This is a genomic window from Alkaliphilus serpentinus, from assembly GCF_009017255.1.
In the GTDB taxonomy this organism is placed as follows: Bacteria; Bacillota; Clostridia; order Peptostreptococcales; family Natronincolaceae; genus Alkaliphilus_D; species Alkaliphilus_D serpentinus.
Genome location: NZ_WBZB01000023.1, coordinates 1 through 16,811 on the forward strand (window position 1 = coordinate 1; position 16,811 = coordinate 16,811).

Consider the following 16,811-nt stretch of genomic DNA (forward strand, 5'->3'; position numbering starts at 1 on the left):
CTTGACATTGGGGGGCATTATATTTAGTAGATAATGAAGATCCAAATACTTACTCTGATAAGTTAGTTCTAAAAATATACTCAAATATTGCATATAACTATCACAAGCTTGGAAATTATAGTTCTGTTATTAAATATTCTAATGAAGGAATAGATTTTGGGTTATCAAGACAAACAATGTATGCATTGTATTTATTATTTGCACGAAAGGGTATTGCAGAATATAGATTAGGCATCAGTAATTATGTAGATACATTAAATAAATGTATTCATTTACTAGAAATAAACAAACAGTATGAGCTAGCACTATCATATAAGCAAATTATGAAGGATAAGTATAATATCACTCTATAATTAAGCCTTAAATAATAAACAACAAAACGTGCTATATATGTCATCACAACATTTATAGCACGTTGTTTTTTTAATTTAGTCTGTATTCATTTGTATCTATTGTTTATAAGTTTGGTGGAGGCGAGGGGACACCTTATTCCATTGTTTCCAATGGTGCTGACTATATCTTGGACTTTTATAAGCCCTCTGGCGTGTTATGGAAGATTTAATATGTGTTTTACCCTTCCATCCTAGTACTTCTTATCCTAATGGACTTAGAAGCCTATGAGTCGATACAGGGCTTCGGGATTTCTCCCTTTACCCCTCGGTATTGCCGTCGTCTTAACGTTACGGTTTCACCGATGTAAGCCAGATTTTCACTTGCAGATTACTCTACAAGGCGACTCTTTTGAATCGAACCCCTGTCCGAAGGCCCTTTACCTTCAGCTTCTCCGAGCGCAGTTGCTGTTTTAGTTTCTCGCCTTGTCTAACACCCAACAACAGGTTTTAGCTTCAGCCAGCCCCAATTGTACAACTTAAGGTCGAGACACCCCTTAAGACGTTCCCTGCATATTTGACGCCTCTATCTAAGCGGCAGGAGGCCTAGGAGAGACGAGCAGAACTAAGCCGCTAAAGCGTAATTATTATCTGCGTTTATCTTTAATGCCCAGTTTTTTACATGTCACCAAGCGAAACATGGCTCGCTACTAAAGACTCCAAACCCCCGTCGAAACCAGTACGCCCCCGGGAATTTTTTTAGTGAATAGTTTTAAAAAATCTTTCAATCTTTTCACACTTTTAGTTATTCACTATCAGTTATTAACTGTTACTCTACGCCCTTCATCCTTGCTCCAACTTCCTTGGCAATTCTTCTTTGGGCATCTCGCTTTGCTATATCATGGCGCTTGTCGTATAGCTTTTTACCTATGGCCACTCCCAATTCAACCTTTATTCTTCCATTCTTCAGGTAAACACTTAAGGGGATTAAGGTATAGCCTTTTTGTTGCACATAGCCAATGAGCTTTCTGATCTCTCTTTTATGGAGAAGAAGCTTTCTTGGCCGGAGGGGATCAACATTGAATATATTTCCCTTTTCATAGGGGCTTATATGAATATTATACAGGAAAACCTCACTATTTTCAACTCGTGCATGACCATCCTTGATGTTGATTTTGCCTAATCTGATAGACTTTACTTCGGTACCCTTAAGCTCTATACCGGCTTCATAGGTCTCTTCGACAAAGTAATCATGTCTGGCCTTTTTATTCGTAGCTATTGATTTTGTACCTTCCCTTGACATTTATACCACCCTTTTAAAAGCTTTCTATATTTGGAGTGACTCTTGCTATACTAACATATTAAAAGGTTTATGTCAAGAATCCCCCTCCTTACAAAAATTCCCTTAGGCTTGTTTTTGTTTTAGAACAAACTCCTTCATTTTTTCGATTTGCCCATAAACCACAACCCTATCCCCCTGACGGAAAACAAAATTGAATTTTGGAAAATGTATGATATGGGAACCTCTATCGATGTTTAGCACCTGAATATAGTTTTGCTTTAAGCCGGATTTTTCTAAGGTAACATCCTGCAGAATATTTCCTTCATCGATAATAAACTCTGCAACACCATATTCCTCATTTAGTTTTAACACTTCCTCTACGGTTTTAAACCTTTTATTAATTTTTAATTGCTTTTCCAGTTGTCTTTCTATGATGGCCTCTAGGCGTAACAGAATATGCTTATTTCTTATAAGAAATAGAACAATAATCAATCCTAAGGCTATATATAGAGAGAAAAACAAGAAGGATTGATAGTTTCTAAAGGCACTAATTATTACACTTATAAGAGTGGCAGTTATAACGTAGCTCACCAACATTAGGGCCTGAGCAATCTTCCTTCTAGTTGGATGCTGGGTTATCAGCTCAGATTCCCTTGTGGTAAAGCCGGTATGAGTGATGATGGATACAACCTGAAACCTTGCCTTGTCTAGGTCTAAGCCTGTAACCTTAAGTGCAACCGACAATATTTCAACAATAATTGCTAATATGGCCAATATAATAATACCATAGGTAATAGGCATAGAGATCCCCCCTTATCTTCTAACCATTTTAGTAGGAGAAGTAAATATTTAGATGGAATCGCTATGCTCTTGAATAAAGAGAGACATGAACCGATTTCTCTGTTTTACAGCACAGTGAGTTTCAAACTTGATATAAAAAAGCTTCCCCTATTATACATATTAAATTTTTTTACTGATTATCCTCCACCAAGGTAAAATCAATTTCTCTTTGTAATATATCCACCATAGCAACTTTAACCCTTAATACATCTCCTATTCTAAAGACTCGCTTCTTACGTTCCCCTGTTAGGGTGTGGTGTTCACTATTATAAATATAGTAATCATCCTCTAGGGAGCTTACTCTAATCATACCTTCAATGGTATTATCAAGCTCAACAAAGAGTCCAAAGGAAATGATTCCTGATACAACTCCTTCAAATTCTTCTCCAATCTTTTCAGCCATATACTGGGCCTTCTTCATATCAACGGTTTCCCTTTCAGCCTCATCAGCCTTTCTCTCCCTTATGGAGGATTGCTCCCCAATATAGCCAACTAAGCCACTAATTTTAGACAGCCATTTGTTTTCTGTGCCATAGTTGAGGATAGCCTTTATGATTCTATGGATGGCTAAATCGGGATATCTTCTTATAGGGGATGTGAAATGACAGTAATATTCAGCAGCCAAGCCAAAATGTCCTAGGTTGTCGGCGGCATATCGGGCTTTTTTCAGTGACCTTAGCATAAGGGTGTTGATGACTACCTCTTCCCTTTTACCTTCGATTTTCTTTAAGAGCTCCTGTAGTACCTTTGGATGAATTTCATTGCTTAAGCCCTTCAGGTGATAGCCGAAGTTATGGATAAACTTGTTGAAATCTTCTAGTTTTTCTACGCTTGGGTCTTCATGAACCCTATAAACAAAAGGAACATTCATCCAATAGAAATATTCAGCTACAGTTTCATTACATACCAACATAAATTCTTCAATGATTCTATTGGCTATACGTCGATCGTACTTCTTAACCTCCAAAGGTACACCCTTTTCATCCAGTATAACCTTTGCTTCAGGGAAGTCAAAGTCAATTGCTCCACGTTCTTCCCTTCTCTTTCTGAGGATTTTGCAAAGGTCCTCCATCAGCTTAAAGTCATCAACCAAATGGCTATATTTTTCCTTTAAAGCTGCATCATCCTGTTCCAGGATATCGGATACATCCTCATAAATCATTCTTTCATCTATCTTTATAACACTTTCTGCAACCTGATGCTTTTGTACCTTTCCGGATTTATCAATTTCCATAATCACTGATAGGGTTAGCCTATTAATCTTAGGATTTAAGCTACACACCCCATTGGAAAGCTTCTTAGGCAACATAGGAATTACTCTATCTACCAAGTATACACTGGTTCCCCGTTTTAAAGCTTCCTGATCTAAGGGGGTATTTTCCCTCACATAGTGGGTAACATCTGCTATATGAACGCCCAATCGATAATTTCCATTTTCCAGTTTTTCAATAGAAACCGCATCATCTAAATCCTTTGCATCTGCACCGTCTATGGTAACCATACGTAGGTCTCTAAGGTCTAGTCTTCTTTTAATTTCTTCCTCAGATATTTCCTCGGAAATCTTCTCCACCTCGGCAACAACCTCTGAAGGAAATTCAGTTTCCAGCTTGTATTTTTTGATTACTGCCTGAATATTGGTTTCATTATCCTTTGGATGTCCTAATACTTCTACTATAACGCCCTCTGGATTGCGTCTAGCCTCTGGCCATCTGGTTATTTGGCAAACAACTTTATATCCGTTTTTTACCTTTTTGCCTTCCTTTTTAGGGATGTATATATCTACATTTATTCTTGAATCATCTGGTACAACAAAACCAAAGTTCTTGCTTTCTTCGTATATTCCTACGATTTCTTGGTTGGCCCTTTCAAGAATTCTTATAACTTCTCCCTCGGCCCTTTTACTTTTTGTATTCATTGCATTAATCCTAGCAATTACTCGATCATTGTGCATTGCACCGTTTAATAGATTACTAGCAATAAAAACATCTTCTGTATCTGGGTTATCGGGAATAATGAAGCCGAAGCCTTTTTGATTGGCTTGCAGCCTCCCCACCACTAAACCCATTCTCTCTGGTACCCCATACCTTTTTTTTCGGGTTTTTATGATCAAGCCCTCTTGTTCCATTTCATCTAAAAGGGCTGTAAAGCTCTTTCTTTCCCTTTTTCCAAGTTGAAATACCGATGCCAGCTCTTCTTCAAGCATTGGGTTGTAGGCTAGCTCCCTCATAAATTCAACGATTCTTTCTTTAGTAGCCAATGTATTACCTCCCTTTATCTACTTACTATGCTATTAATATTTGTAAATATAGCGCCTTTTATTAGTCTTATTCCCGAAGTTCTTTAATTATTAAAAGTACTTATAAAATACTATCCAAATCACTAGCTTATTCATTATGTATAGTATCGGAATCCCCAATACAAATTTTTTCTTACTGATTTTATGATGAAAAGTCACCATTCCTATTAAAATTCCAATTGCACCTCCCATAAATGCCAATAAAAATAAAAGCTTCTCAGGAATTCGATGCAGGACTTTTTTCGCCCTTATCTTATCAAGCCCCATCATAAAAAAGGATAGAAGAGATATGATTAAAAGATAGGAAAAGCATATAATCAATGGATAGCCTAATTTATCTATTATTGCCGACATAGCATAACCTCCCTCTGATTCTATAAATATAATATACTTTTACCCAAAAAGCCAGTTGTCCAACAAAAAGAGTAAAAAGCCCTTAATCCAGGATTAAGGGCTTCAATAATTATTTTATTCAAATAAGTTTAAAAGCATTCCACCATACTTCATGAAGAGTGGAGCAAATACAACTGCAACAATGGTCATAAGCTTAATCAGAATATTGATTGATGGACCAGATGTATCCTTAAATGGATCTCCAACAGTATCACCAACTACTGCTGCCTTATGGGGTTCACTACCCTTTCCACCGTGGTTTCCTTCTTCAATATATTTCTTAGCATTATCCCAAGCTCCACCAGCATTGGCCATCATAATAGCCATTAAAACTCCAGCAACTAAAGAGCCTGCCAATAGTCCTCCAACAGCATCAGAGCCAAGAATTAATCCTGTGGCAATTGGTGCAATAACTGCTAATAGACCTGGAAGAACCATTTCCTTTAATGCAGCTGCTGTACTTATATCAACGCAAGTAGCGTATTCTGGCTTACCTTTACCTTCCATGATACCTGGTATTTCTCTAAACTGTCTTCTAACCTCTTCAATCATTTGGTTAGCTGCCTTTCCTACTGCTTCCATTGTTAGAGCAGAGAATAGGAAGGGTAGCATACCACCAATTAGCATACCTGCCATAACGGTAGGCTTTGTTATGTCAATTGATGTTAAACCAACTGCTGCTGTATAGGTTGCAAACAATGCAAGGGCTGTTAATGCGGCTGAACCGATGGCAAAGCCTTTGCCCATTGCAGCTGTTGTATTTCCAACAGCATCTAGCTTATCTGTAATTTTTCTAACCTCTTTAGGAAGCTCGCACATTTCTGCAATACCACCTGCATTATCGGCAATTGGTCCATAGGCGTCAACTGCTACAGTCATTCCTGTAGTTGATAGCATACCTACTGCAGCTAAGGCGATACCATATAACCCTGCTACACCATAGGAAATAAGAATTCCTACTGCAATTAGAATGATTGGTGCGGCTGTAGATAACATACCTACTGCTAAACCACTGATAATTGTTGTAGCTGGTCCAGTTTCTGATTGCTTTGCAATTTTTTTAACAGAGGCAAAATCGCCTGATGTATATACCTCAGTAAGCTGTCCAATTACGATACCTACTATTAAGCCTGTTACAACGGCATAGAAGCCTGTTAAGCTTCCAAGGAAGTAGTTACTTAAGAAGAATGCTGCTATAATCGTAAGAACTCCGGCTACATATGTACCAGCCTTTAGAGATTTCTGTGGGTTTGTATTCTCATCACCCTTAACAAAGAAGGTTCCTATAATAGAAGCAATGATTCCTACGGCAGCCAGCATTATTGGAAATAATGCTCCATCAAAGCCATATAATTCTCCAAGAGAATTCTTTGCCAATAATCCAAGGGCAATAGCTGAAATTATAGAACCTACATAGGACTCAAATAAGTCTGCTCCCATACCTGCAACGTCGCCAACATTGTCACCAACGTTATCTGCAATAACTGCAGGGTTCCTTGGGTCATCCTCAGGAATACCTGCCTCAACCTTCCCAACAAGGTCAGCTCCAACATCAGCAGCCTTGGTATAGATACCGCCACCAACACGTCCAAATAATGCTATAGAGGAAGCACCTAGGGCAAAGCCTGTAATTGCAGTTGCTGCTGCATCTGCATCCATCATATTTGATAATATAAGATAAAGTCCACCTACTCCAAGTAGACCCAAACCAACAACTGACATACCCATAACGGCTCCGCCTGAGAAAGCAACGCTTAAGGCTTTGTTCATTCCGCCTTCCTTTGCTCCGTTGGCAGTTCTAACATTGGCCTTTGTGGCAACTTGCATTCCGAAGAAGCCAGCTAAGGCTGAGAATAAAGCTCCTACTAAGAAGCAAATAGCTGTAATCCAGTCAATGCCAAGTCCAAGTACAACAAATAGTATAAGAGCGAAAACCACTAGATACTTGTATTCTCTAGTTAAAAAAGCCATTGCACCTTCATGAATGTAAGAAGAGATTTCTTTCATTCTTTCAGTTCCAACAGCTACACCGTTTATTTTATTTGCAAGCATGTAGGCAAAAATAAGGGCTACAATACCTACAATAGGTGCTATAATTAATAGGTTGTTCATTATTAGATTTCCTCCTTCTAGTATTCAGTTTTATCTTATAGTTTTTGAATAACCAGCAGGGAAATTGCAACAATGATAAATAATGCTGCTCCAATTGAAGTTACCTTACTTAACATAGCCTCATATCCTCTGCCTTGCTTACCCCAAATTTGTTCTGCTCCCCCTGTTATTGAACCAGAAAGACCTGCACTCTTTCCTGATTGTAGCAATATACTACCAATCAGAACTAAAGAAATAATAATCATAACAACTTTTAGTACTATATCCAATGCACCCATACCTACACCTCCTATATGTGAGATTAACATACATATTTTAACACAGCCATATTAGAAAATCAACCAAATTATCTATTTTACAATAATTAATATTTATTCATATAAAGCAACAATAAGGGCTGTTATACCCTTATTATTGCTAAAGATTTTTTCTTTTATTCAAAATTACCAATTATTTGTAGTTGCTACTTGATATTATAGAAAACCTTCCTACCCTTATATTGAGCTGTTCCACCTAAAATATCCTCAATTCTAAGTAGTTGATTATACTTAGCTACTCTGTCGGTTCTTGCAGGGGCCCCGGTTTTAATTTGACCTGAATTCACCGCAACTGCTATATCAGCAATTGTTGCATCCTCTGTTTCTCCAGAACGATGGGAAATAACTGTAGTATATCCTGCCCTTTTAGCCATTTCTATTGCATCTAGGGTTTCAGTTATTGTACCGATTTGGTTAACCTTAATGAGTATTGAGTTGGCGGTATTTGAAGATATTCCTTTTTGAAGCCTTGTAGTGTTGGTAACAAAAAGGTCATCTCCAACGATCTGAATTTTCTTACCTAATCTTTCGGTAAGTAGCTTCCAGCCATCCCAGTCCTCTTCGTTTAACCCATCTTCTATAGATATGATTGGATACTTGCTAACTAAATCCTCGTAGAAGGCAACCATTTCCTCTGAGGTTTTGGTAAGACCTTCCCCAGATAGGTTGTATATTTTTTTATCTTCATCGTACATCTCTGTCGCAGCCACATCTAAAGCCAGCATAACATCTTCTCCAGGCTTGTAGCCTGCCTTTTGGATGGCTTCAATAATAACCTTTAGAGCTTCTTCATTGGAGCTTAGGTTCGGTGCAAAGCCCCCTTCATCCCCTACTCCTGTGGCTAGACCTTTAGATTTTAAAACCGCCTTCAGACTATGGTATATTTCAACACCCATCCTTAAGCCTTCTGTGTAATTTTCCGCTCCTATTGGCATTACCATAAACTCTTGGATGTCTACGTTGTTATCGGCATGGGCGCCACCATTTAATATATTCATCATTGGTACTGGAAGCTGCTTTGCATTCACTCCACCTAGATATTGGAATAATGGTAAATCCAATGCTTCAGTCGCCGCCTTTGCAACAGCCATAGATACTCCTAAAATGGCATTGGCACCTAACTTACCTTTATTTTCTGTACCGTCAAGCTCTATTAGGGTTTCATCGATACCTACCTGATCAGTAGCATCAAAACCAATAATCTCTGGAGCTATGATTTCATTAACATTTCTTACGGCTGCCAATACACCCTTCCCTAAATATCTTCCCTTATCTCCATCTCTTAATTCAACAGCTTCAAAGGCTCCTGTAGAGGCTCCGGATGGAACTATAGCTCTACCAATTGCTCCGCCTTCTAAATATACCTCCACCTCAACGGATGGGTTACCCCTTGAATCGAGTACCTCTCTAGCATAAATATCTGTAATAATGGTCATTAAAATCTCTCCTCTCAAAATTTTAAATGAGTAATGTTAAGTGTTAAATGTTGAATGTTGAATGTTGAATGTTGAATTGTTGTGGAAATTTGATACACAAATTTCTGAAGTTTATATAAGAAGAACTCTTACATTCTTGTCTGCCTCTGTTTGATTTCTTCCCATTATATTTAACTTTTCACTTTTCATTTTCCACTTTTAACCTATTACTTATTACTTATTACTTATTACCTATTCCCTATTCCCTATTCCTTTGAAATCAAGCTTCTCCCCGTCATTTCCTCTGGTTGTTCTAGCCCCATCATTTCTAATAAAGTGGGGGCGATATCGCAAAGGGCACCATTCTCCCTTAGCTTCTTACCATTTGCATCCACTAATATAAAGGGTACGGGATTAATGGTATGGGCAGTAACTACTTCACCGGTTTCTGCATCAATAAGCATTTCAGCATTACCGTGGTCGGAGGTTACAATTCCACTACCGTCCTTTTCTAAAAGCTTATCTACTACCCTACCTAAACAGATATCCACGGTTTCTAAGGCCTTCACAACGGCTTCAAATACTCCTGTATGGCCAACCATATCAGCATTGGCGTAATTCAGTATTATTAAATCATAGACACCCTTATCAAGCTCCTCAAGAAGGGCATCCGTTACCTCCAAAGCACTCATTTGTGGTTGAAGGTCATAGGTAGCCACCTTAGGTGATGGTATGAGTTTTCTATCCTCCCCTGGGTTTGGAATCTCTACCCCACCGTTAAAGAAATATGTAACATGGGCATATTTTTCAGTTTCTGCTATTCTAAATTGCTTTAAGCCCTTTTTACCCAAATATTCACCCAATGTATTTTCAAGACTTTGGGGGGGATAGGCCATATGTACATTATTAAAGGTTTTATCATAAAGGGTCATGGTTACATAATGGAGGGGAAAATAGCCCCTTTCCCTGATAAAGCCTTCAAAGAACCTATCTGTTAGAGCCCTTGTAAGCTGTCTACCCCTATCAGGTCTGAAATTATAGAATATTACTGAGTCCTCAGGATCGATGGTGTTGTTTTCTCCCTTAATGATTGTTGGAATAACAAATTCATCGGTTTCCCCCAAGCTATAGGCCATTTCTACTGCAGCTAATCCGCTTTCAGCAGCCCTTCCAGTACCCATCACCATTGAATCATAAGCTTTTTGCGTTCTTTCCCATCTTTGGTCTCGATCCATCGAATAATATCTTCCGCTGACGGTTGCAATTCGACCAATATTTAGCTCCCTTAGTTTGTCTTCAAGCTCCTTCATATAACCCAGGGCACTTTGGGGAGGAGTATCTCTTCCATCTAAAAAACAGTGGATTAATACATCCTTTAACCCAGCCAACTTAGCCATTTCCAGCAGGGCGAAAAGGTGGTTTATATGGCTATGAACACCGCCATCCGATAATAAACCCAAAAGATGCAGTTTTGTATTTTTCTCCTTTGCATGGGCTACAGCTTTAAGCAACGTAGCATTACTAAAAAAATCTCCTAGTTCAATCTCTCGGCTTATTCTAGTCAACTCTTGATATACAACCCTACCAGCACCGATATTTAAATGTCCTACCTCCGAATTACCCATCTGACCCTCCGGTAAGCCAACAGCTAATCCACTGGCATTAATATGGGTATGGGGGTACTTATTCATTAATTTATGATAGTTTGGTAAATGGGCAGCCTTAACTGCGTTGCCTAAATCCCTTTCACTGATGCCGAAGCCATCTAATATTATTAAAGCTACAGGCTTTCTCATATTAAAAACCATTCCTTTCCCTCTTGTAGCAAAATATCGCCAAAAGGCTAACATTAAGCTGATAGATTAAGCGGTTGGTATTTAGAAGTTGAATATTTCAACGAAGCTACCAGCATCTAAGCTGGCTCCACCAACTAAGGCTCCATCTATATCCGATTCTGCCATGATTTCCGATGCATTGGCAGCCTTTACACTTCCTCCATATTGTATTCTAACCATTTCAGAAACTGTATCATCATATTTCTCTTTTATGACTTCTCTAATATAGGAAATTACCTTATTAGCATCCTCTGAAGAGGCTGTTTTGCCAGTTCCTATCGCCCAAACAGGCTCGTAGGCTATCACAATATCCTTCATTGCAGCTGCCGAAACATCCTTTAGTCCACCAAGGGTTTGGGTTTTTACTACCTCAAAGGTTTTGTCACCTTCTCTTTCTTCAAGGGTCTCACCAACACACATGATGGGCTTAAGCTCCTTTTCTATAGCCTTTAAAACCTTTTTATTAACGGTATCATCGGTTTCATGAAAGTATTGTCTTCTTTCAGAATGACCAATTATTACATATTCAACACCAATATTTCTTAGCATTGTAGCAGATATTTCTCCAGTATAGGCTCCTTCTTCCTCCCAATGGAGGTTTTGAGCACCAAGCTTCACCCTTGAGCCAGTAATTGTTCTTTTAACCTCAGATAGTACAGTAAAGGGACAGCATGCCACTACCTCTACATCGGTTTTATTGGCCTCTTCCTTGATTCCCTTCACCAATTCAATAGCTTCCTCTATTGTCTTATGCATTTTCCAATTTCCTGCTATGATAGGCTTACGCATTGAAGCACGCTCCTTTATTTATTTTCTAGTACAGCTATACCTGGTAATATCCTTCCCTCTAAAAATTCCAATGATGCACCGCCACCTGTTGAAATATGACTCATATTATCTGCAAAGCCCAATTGCTCTACAGCTGCTGCGCTATCACCACCACCGATGATGGTGGTTCCTCCACACTCAGAAAGGGCCCTTGTGATTTCCTTTGTACCCACTGCAAAGGCTGGCATTTCAAACACACCCATTGGACCATTCCAAATAACAGTTTTAGCACCCTTTATTTCCTGTGAATAAAGTTTTATGGTCTCGTGGCCGATATCAACCCCCAGCCAATCGGAGGGCATTTCTTCATTTTTTACGGTTTTGTGCTCTGAGTCTGCTGCAAACTCCTTGGCTACAACAGAATCCACTGGTAGCATAAGCTTTACACCCTTATCCTCCGCCTGTTTAATTAGACTTAGAGCAAGTTCCAGCTTATCCTCCTCCAATAAAGACTTACCGATTTCATAGCCTTGGGCCTTTAGGAAGGTATAGGCCATTCCGCCCCCAATTAGTAGGGAATCCACCTTATCTAAAAGATTTTCAATAACTCCAATCTTATCAGAAACCTTTGCTCCCCCTAATATTGCTACAAAGGGCTTTTCTGGATTTTCAAGGGCCTTCCCCATAAACCCAACCTCTTTTTCAATAAGGAAACCCATTGCTGAGGGCAGAAAGCTTGCTATTCCCGCAGTTGAACTGTGGGCCCGATGGGCTGTTCCGAATGCATCATTAATAAAAATATCTCCTAGATTCGCTAATTCCCTCGAGAAATTCTCGAGGTTATTTTCTTCTTCCTTTCTGTATCGTACATTCTGAAGAAGAAGAATTTCTCCTGGTTGCAGATCCTTAGCTAGTTCCTGGGTTCGATCTCCTGTTACCATCTCATCGTTATAGAAGATTACTCCCCTATCTAATATTTGTTGAACCCTCTTGGCAACTGGCTCAAGGGAATACTTGGGATTGGCTTCTCCCTTTGGTCTACCTAAATGAGACATCAATATAACTGCAGCACCCTTATCCAATAAATATGTAACGGTTGGCATAGCCTCCCTTATACGTCTGTCATCTGTAATGTTCCCTTCCTTATCCATTGGAACATTAAAATCACAACGTACTAATACCTTTTTGCCCTTAACATCCATTTCCTTAACGGTTTTTTTATTCAGCATAGACATATTATTCCTCCTCCCAGCGGGAAAATATTGACTTTCATACCTTAACACGAATATAAATGTTAAATGTTGAATCGATGAAAAAAGTTGCTAGCAAACTTGCCAAAAACGATTACTATCTACTTCTTTTTAAGCTTTTTATTCTCAATTTCCAATTTTAAACCACCATTACATATTATCACATCTCATAAAAATTTTTAACCATATTAATAGTCCGGCCCCATAGATTTACTATAAAACCGGACCATTTTTTTATAATCCCTTACTTACTATATAGCTAACTAAATCTACAACCCTTTCAGAGTAACCCCACTCATTATCATACCACGCAACGATCTTAACTAAATTGTCACCAATAACCGTAGTAGATAATCCGTCTACAATTGAAGAGTGAGGATCCTGTCTATAATCAACTGACACTAATGGTTCTTCTGAGAAGTATAGTACTCCCTTTAACTCTCCTTCAGCTGCTGACTTTAATGCGCTATTAATTTCCTCTTTTGTAGCACCTTTTTCAAGCTCTGCAACAAGGTCAACAACAGAAACCGTTGGAGTTGGAACCCTCATAGCCATACCGCTTAATTTCCCCTTTAGCTGTGGAAGAACCAAGGCAACAGCTTCAGCCGCTCCAGTTGTAGTTGGAATAATTGATTGAGCAGCAGCTCTAGCCCTTCGTAAATCATCATGGGGCAAATCAAGAATTCTCTGGTCATTTGTATAGGCATGGATTGTTGTCATTAAACCCTTCTTTAAACCAAACTTTTCATCGATTACCTTTGCAAAAGGAGCTAAACAATTGGTTGTACAGGATGCATTGGATATTACATGATGGTTAGCAGGATCATATTGATTTTCATTAACTCCCATAACAATTGTAATGTCTTCTTTTTTAGCTGGAGCAGTAATCAGAACCTTTTTAGCTCCGGCGGTTATATGCTTAGATGCCTTTTCTTTGCTTCTAAAGATCCCCGTTGCCTCTATAACTAAATCTACGCCCATTTCAGCCCAAGGAAGCTTTTCTGGGTCCTTTTCTGCTATAATTTTAATCTCTTTGCCATTAACGATGATTGCATTTTCTTTAACCTCTACTGTCCCATTGAACTTACCATATAAGCTATCATACTTCAGTAAATGAGCCAGAGTTTTAGGATCTGTTAAATCATTGATTGCAACTATTTCCCAATCCCTCTTCTGATCAACTGCAATTTTAAAAGCATTCCTTCCAATTCTCCCAAATCCATTAATCGCTACCTTTACACTCATTTGTATACCCCTCCTAATAATTTTTATTATTTTTATATAATTTTAGTATTTCCCGTGTAGCCCCTTCATCCGTTACCAATATCATATCTTTTTTTAACTTTGAGATTGCATAAATTGCCTGGGCCTTTCTTGCTCCACCTGCAACCCCTATGACATTGGGTATTTTTATAAAGTCTGCAAATTGTATGCCTATGGTTTTCATCTCGTAAGTTACCTCACCTGCTAGGTTAAAATAAAAGCCAAAGGCCTCAGCAACGGCCCCATCCTTCATTAGACCTTCCACCACATCCTGGGGCAATTCCCTTCTGTTGGCCATATCCTCTGCTCTACCGATGCCAAAAATCAATAGATTTACTTTTTTAATTAACTCAATGATTTTTTTGATTTCTGGATCCTCTAAGATGCTCTGTAATATCTCTTGGCTAAGGGTATCTGAGGCATGAAGCATTTGATAATTCCCCTTAAGCTTCTCAGCTAATTTTGCTGCCACAATATTAGACTGACTTTCTAACCTTCTACCCAAGCCACCTCTAGCAGGTACAACAGTTATATTTTTATCTTTATTTTGCTGCTCCATACCCTCTGCAACTGCCGCCATAGTAGTGCCACCAGTAATTCCAATAATATCCTTATTTTTAATCAGCTTATTCATTAACTCCGAAGTAGCCTTAGCAATATCCGCCAGCACATAGTTTTCATTATCCAAATTACCTGGGACAACAATGACCTCTTTTATATGTAGACAATCCCTTAGTTCTCGTTCCAATTCATGAATACCCCTAATTGAGTATATAAAGTCCTTTAAGCCTTCAATTACCTTTTCACCTTCGGATGTTATGGTCATTCCTGCTGAATCAATCTCTATGAATCCTTGCTTTTTAAAAAATTCAACTTCTCCTCGAACGATTCGCTCCCCTATGTTTAATTTGTTTGAAAGAGCCCTTCTTCCAATGGGCTGGAGGTTTGATATATTCCTTAAAATATCATACCTTTTTTCCAATAGTATAAATGACTCAGGTACAATCATTCTTTGGATATCTATTATTTCCTTCAACTTTCAACCTCCTTATGTATAGGGTCTTTTTATGTCCCCGCTATTCATTTTTTGTCCCTATTAACTCAAAAAAATAAATCCTTACTCAAGCTTATTATATAATAAGGTGAATAAAGATTCAATAGGTTTTTGGATAAAAAAGCTAAATAAATTTCACTCATTACTAATTACTCATAGGTTTTCTAGAATCTTTTCCTCTTTGAGGAGGCTGCAATTAGTAAATCATCTCTATATTTCGCCACCGTCCGTCTTGAAATAGGCATTCCTTTCTTAGTTAACATCTGGGCGATTTTATTATCACTAAAGGGTTTTTTAGGATTTTCTCCATCAATAATTTCCTTTATAAAGCTTTTGATACTTTCAGATGATACACCCTCTCCATCTATTCCTTCAATTCCACTGGAAAAAAAATATTTGAGTTCAAAGGTTCCAACAGGAGTTTCAACATATTTACCTGAAGTGGCTCTACTTACAGTAGATTCGTGGACTTTTATTTCGTCGGCTACTTCTTTAAGGGTCATTGGCTTTAAGTGTTTTTTTCCATACCTAAAGAAGGCTTTTTGCTTTTCAATAATCACAGAAATTACATTATAGATGGTTTGTCTTCTCTGTTCTATGCTTCTTAATAACCAGGAAGCTGAGTTTAATTTATCGTTAATGAACTTAATGGTTTCTTCCTTTTCCTCACAGCCCATTAATAATCTTTTATAGTCCTCCCTGATAATTAATCTAGGAGCATTATAATCATTTAACACAATGATGAATTCATCATTTAGCACTTTAACAACTGCATCTGGAACAATGTAGCTGTTTCTATCATAGGAGAATCTTCTACCGGGCTTTGGTTCTAGGGTTCTAATAAAGTCACAAATACCTTGAACCTCTTCCACTGAAATACCCATTTTTTTTGCTATATGGGGAAACTTATTATCTGCAATTTCTTCTAAGGACTCTGATATTATCTGATGAATTTTACTACAAGTTACACCCATGTGATCTAGTTGAATCAGTAGAGTTTCCTTCAAATTTCTTGCAGCCACCCCTGGTGGATCAAAGGTTTGTATGATTTTCAATATCCCTTCTACAGTAGTATGATCTACATTAAATTCCCTTATAATTTCTTCTAAATCTGTGGTTAGATAGCCATTTTCATCTAAGCTGTTTATAATATATTCCCCTATTTCTCTATGGCTGGCCATTAATAAGGTTAGGTAAAGTTGATTTATTAGGTAATCCTGAAGGGTTTGTCTTTCGGATACAATATTTTCATAGCTGAAATCGTTTTCAGAATTATAGGATTGTCCTTTATAATCAGAAACTTCATTTTGTTGTTGACTATATTCCTTCCAATCAATTTCCTTCTTCTTGTCGATTTTTTCATGCTCTATAGGGGCCTCTTCATTTATGTCCAAAAAAGGATTGGTCTCCAATTGAGCTTGGATAAATTGATCCAATTCAATTGAAGTAAGTTGAAGAATTTTGATAGCCTGCTGTAGCTGTGGTGTCATAACTAGCTTTTGAGTTTGTTCAAGCTGTAAGCTAAAGCCCATTCTCATGCAAATCACCCTTACCCTTCTATATCTCTAGCACTATTATAACACTTTATCAGGCTAAAATAAAGGAGTTCCTATTATTCTTAAGATATTTTGGCACGGGTTTTGCATAAACTTCCAAA

General features: G+C 38.1%; 14 protein-coding genes and 1 other RNA gene. 1 reads left to right on the forward strand and 14 read right to left on the reverse strand.

The window, feature by feature from the left end; translation table 11 throughout:
• Positions 1-176 precede the first annotated feature (176 nt).
• Positions 177-353 (forward strand): hypothetical protein, encoded by a 177-nt coding sequence (locus F8153_RS16060; RefSeq protein WP_192929716.1) that lies wholly within the window; start codon positions 177-179, stop codon positions 351-353.
• Between the two features lie 389 nt (positions 354-742).
• On the opposite strand, the gene ssrA is transcribed toward F8153_RS16060, so the two are convergent.
• The 14 genes from ssrA to rpoN form a co-directional block, all read right to left on the reverse strand.
• Positions 743-1,070: a transfer-messenger RNA gene (ssrA, locus tag F8153_RS07655) on the reverse strand.
• A gap of 88 nt (positions 1,071-1,158) precedes the next feature.
• Positions 1,159-1,632 (reverse strand): SsrA-binding protein SmpB, encoded by a 474-nt coding sequence (gene smpB / locus F8153_RS07660; RefSeq protein ID WP_151865773.1) that lies wholly within the window; start codon positions 1,630-1,632, stop codon positions 1,159-1,161.
• A 102-nt stretch (positions 1,633-1,734) separates the two neighbouring features.
• Positions 1,735-2,412 carry a TrkA C-terminal domain-containing protein gene (locus tag F8153_RS07665; RefSeq protein WP_151865774.1) on the reverse strand — a complete coding sequence of 226 codons (678 nt, stop codon included), beginning with the start codon at positions 2,410-2,412 and terminating at the stop codon, positions 1,735-1,737.
• 169 nt (positions 2,413-2,581) lie between these two features.
• Positions 2,582-4,708 carry a ribonuclease R gene (gene rnr, locus F8153_RS07670; protein ID WP_151865775.1) on the reverse strand — a complete coding sequence of 709 codons (2,127 nt, stop codon included), beginning with the start codon at positions 4,706-4,708 and terminating at the stop codon, positions 2,582-2,584.
• A 90-nt stretch (positions 4,709-4,798) separates the two neighbouring features.
• Positions 4,799-5,101, reverse strand: a complete 303-nt coding sequence (locus tag F8153_RS07675; protein ID WP_207707703.1) for a DUF1294 domain-containing protein — start codon at positions 5,099-5,101, stop codon at positions 4,799-4,801.
• 114 nt (positions 5,102-5,215) lie between these two features.
• Positions 5,216-7,252 (reverse strand): sodium-translocating pyrophosphatase, encoded by a 2,037-nt coding sequence (locus F8153_RS07680; RefSeq protein WP_151865776.1) that lies wholly within the window; start codon positions 7,250-7,252, stop codon positions 5,216-5,218.
• A gap of 35 nt (positions 7,253-7,287) precedes the next feature.
• A complete protein-coding gene (gene secG, locus F8153_RS07685) occupies positions 7,288-7,530 on the reverse strand; it encodes a preprotein translocase subunit SecG (protein ID WP_330577762.1) in 243 nt (80 codons plus the stop codon).
• 185 nt (positions 7,531-7,715) lie between these two features.
• On the reverse strand, positions 7,716-9,005 hold the full coding sequence (eno, locus tag F8153_RS07690) for a phosphopyruvate hydratase (protein ID WP_151865777.1): 1,290 nt from the start codon (positions 9,003-9,005) through the stop codon (positions 7,716-7,718).
• A 245-nt stretch (positions 9,006-9,250) separates the two neighbouring features.
• The gene (gene gpmI, locus F8153_RS07695) at positions 9,251-10,780 is read right to left on the reverse strand and encodes a 2,3-bisphosphoglycerate-independent phosphoglycerate mutase (RefSeq protein ID WP_151865794.1); all 1,530 of its coding nucleotides are present in this window, start codon (positions 10,778-10,780) and stop codon (positions 9,251-9,253) included.
• Positions 10,781-10,861: 81 nt separating this feature from the next.
• Entirely contained in the window at positions 10,862-11,608 is a 747-nt protein-coding gene (gene tpiA / locus F8153_RS07700; protein WP_151865778.1) for a triose-phosphate isomerase, read from the reverse strand.
• A gap of 14 nt (positions 11,609-11,622) precedes the next feature.
• Complete coding sequence (locus F8153_RS07705) at positions 11,623-12,822, reverse strand: phosphoglycerate kinase (RefSeq protein ID WP_151865779.1); 1,200 nt, start codon at positions 12,820-12,822, stop codon at positions 11,623-11,625.
• 249 nt (positions 12,823-13,071) lie between these two features.
• Positions 13,072-14,082 carry a type I glyceraldehyde-3-phosphate dehydrogenase gene (gene gap / locus F8153_RS07710; RefSeq protein ID WP_151865780.1) on the reverse strand — a complete coding sequence of 337 codons (1,011 nt, stop codon included), beginning with the start codon at positions 14,080-14,082 and terminating at the stop codon, positions 13,072-13,074.
• A gap of 13 nt (positions 14,083-14,095) precedes the next feature.
• On the reverse strand, positions 14,096-15,136 hold the full coding sequence (locus F8153_RS07715; RefSeq protein WP_151865781.1) for a sugar-binding transcriptional regulator: 1,041 nt from the start codon (positions 15,134-15,136) through the stop codon (positions 14,096-14,098).
• A 182-nt stretch (positions 15,137-15,318) separates the two neighbouring features.
• Entirely contained in the window at positions 15,319-16,692 is a 1,374-nt protein-coding gene (rpoN, locus tag F8153_RS07720) for an RNA polymerase factor sigma-54 (protein WP_151865795.1), read from the reverse strand.
• Positions 16,693-16,811: the final 119 nt, after the last annotated feature.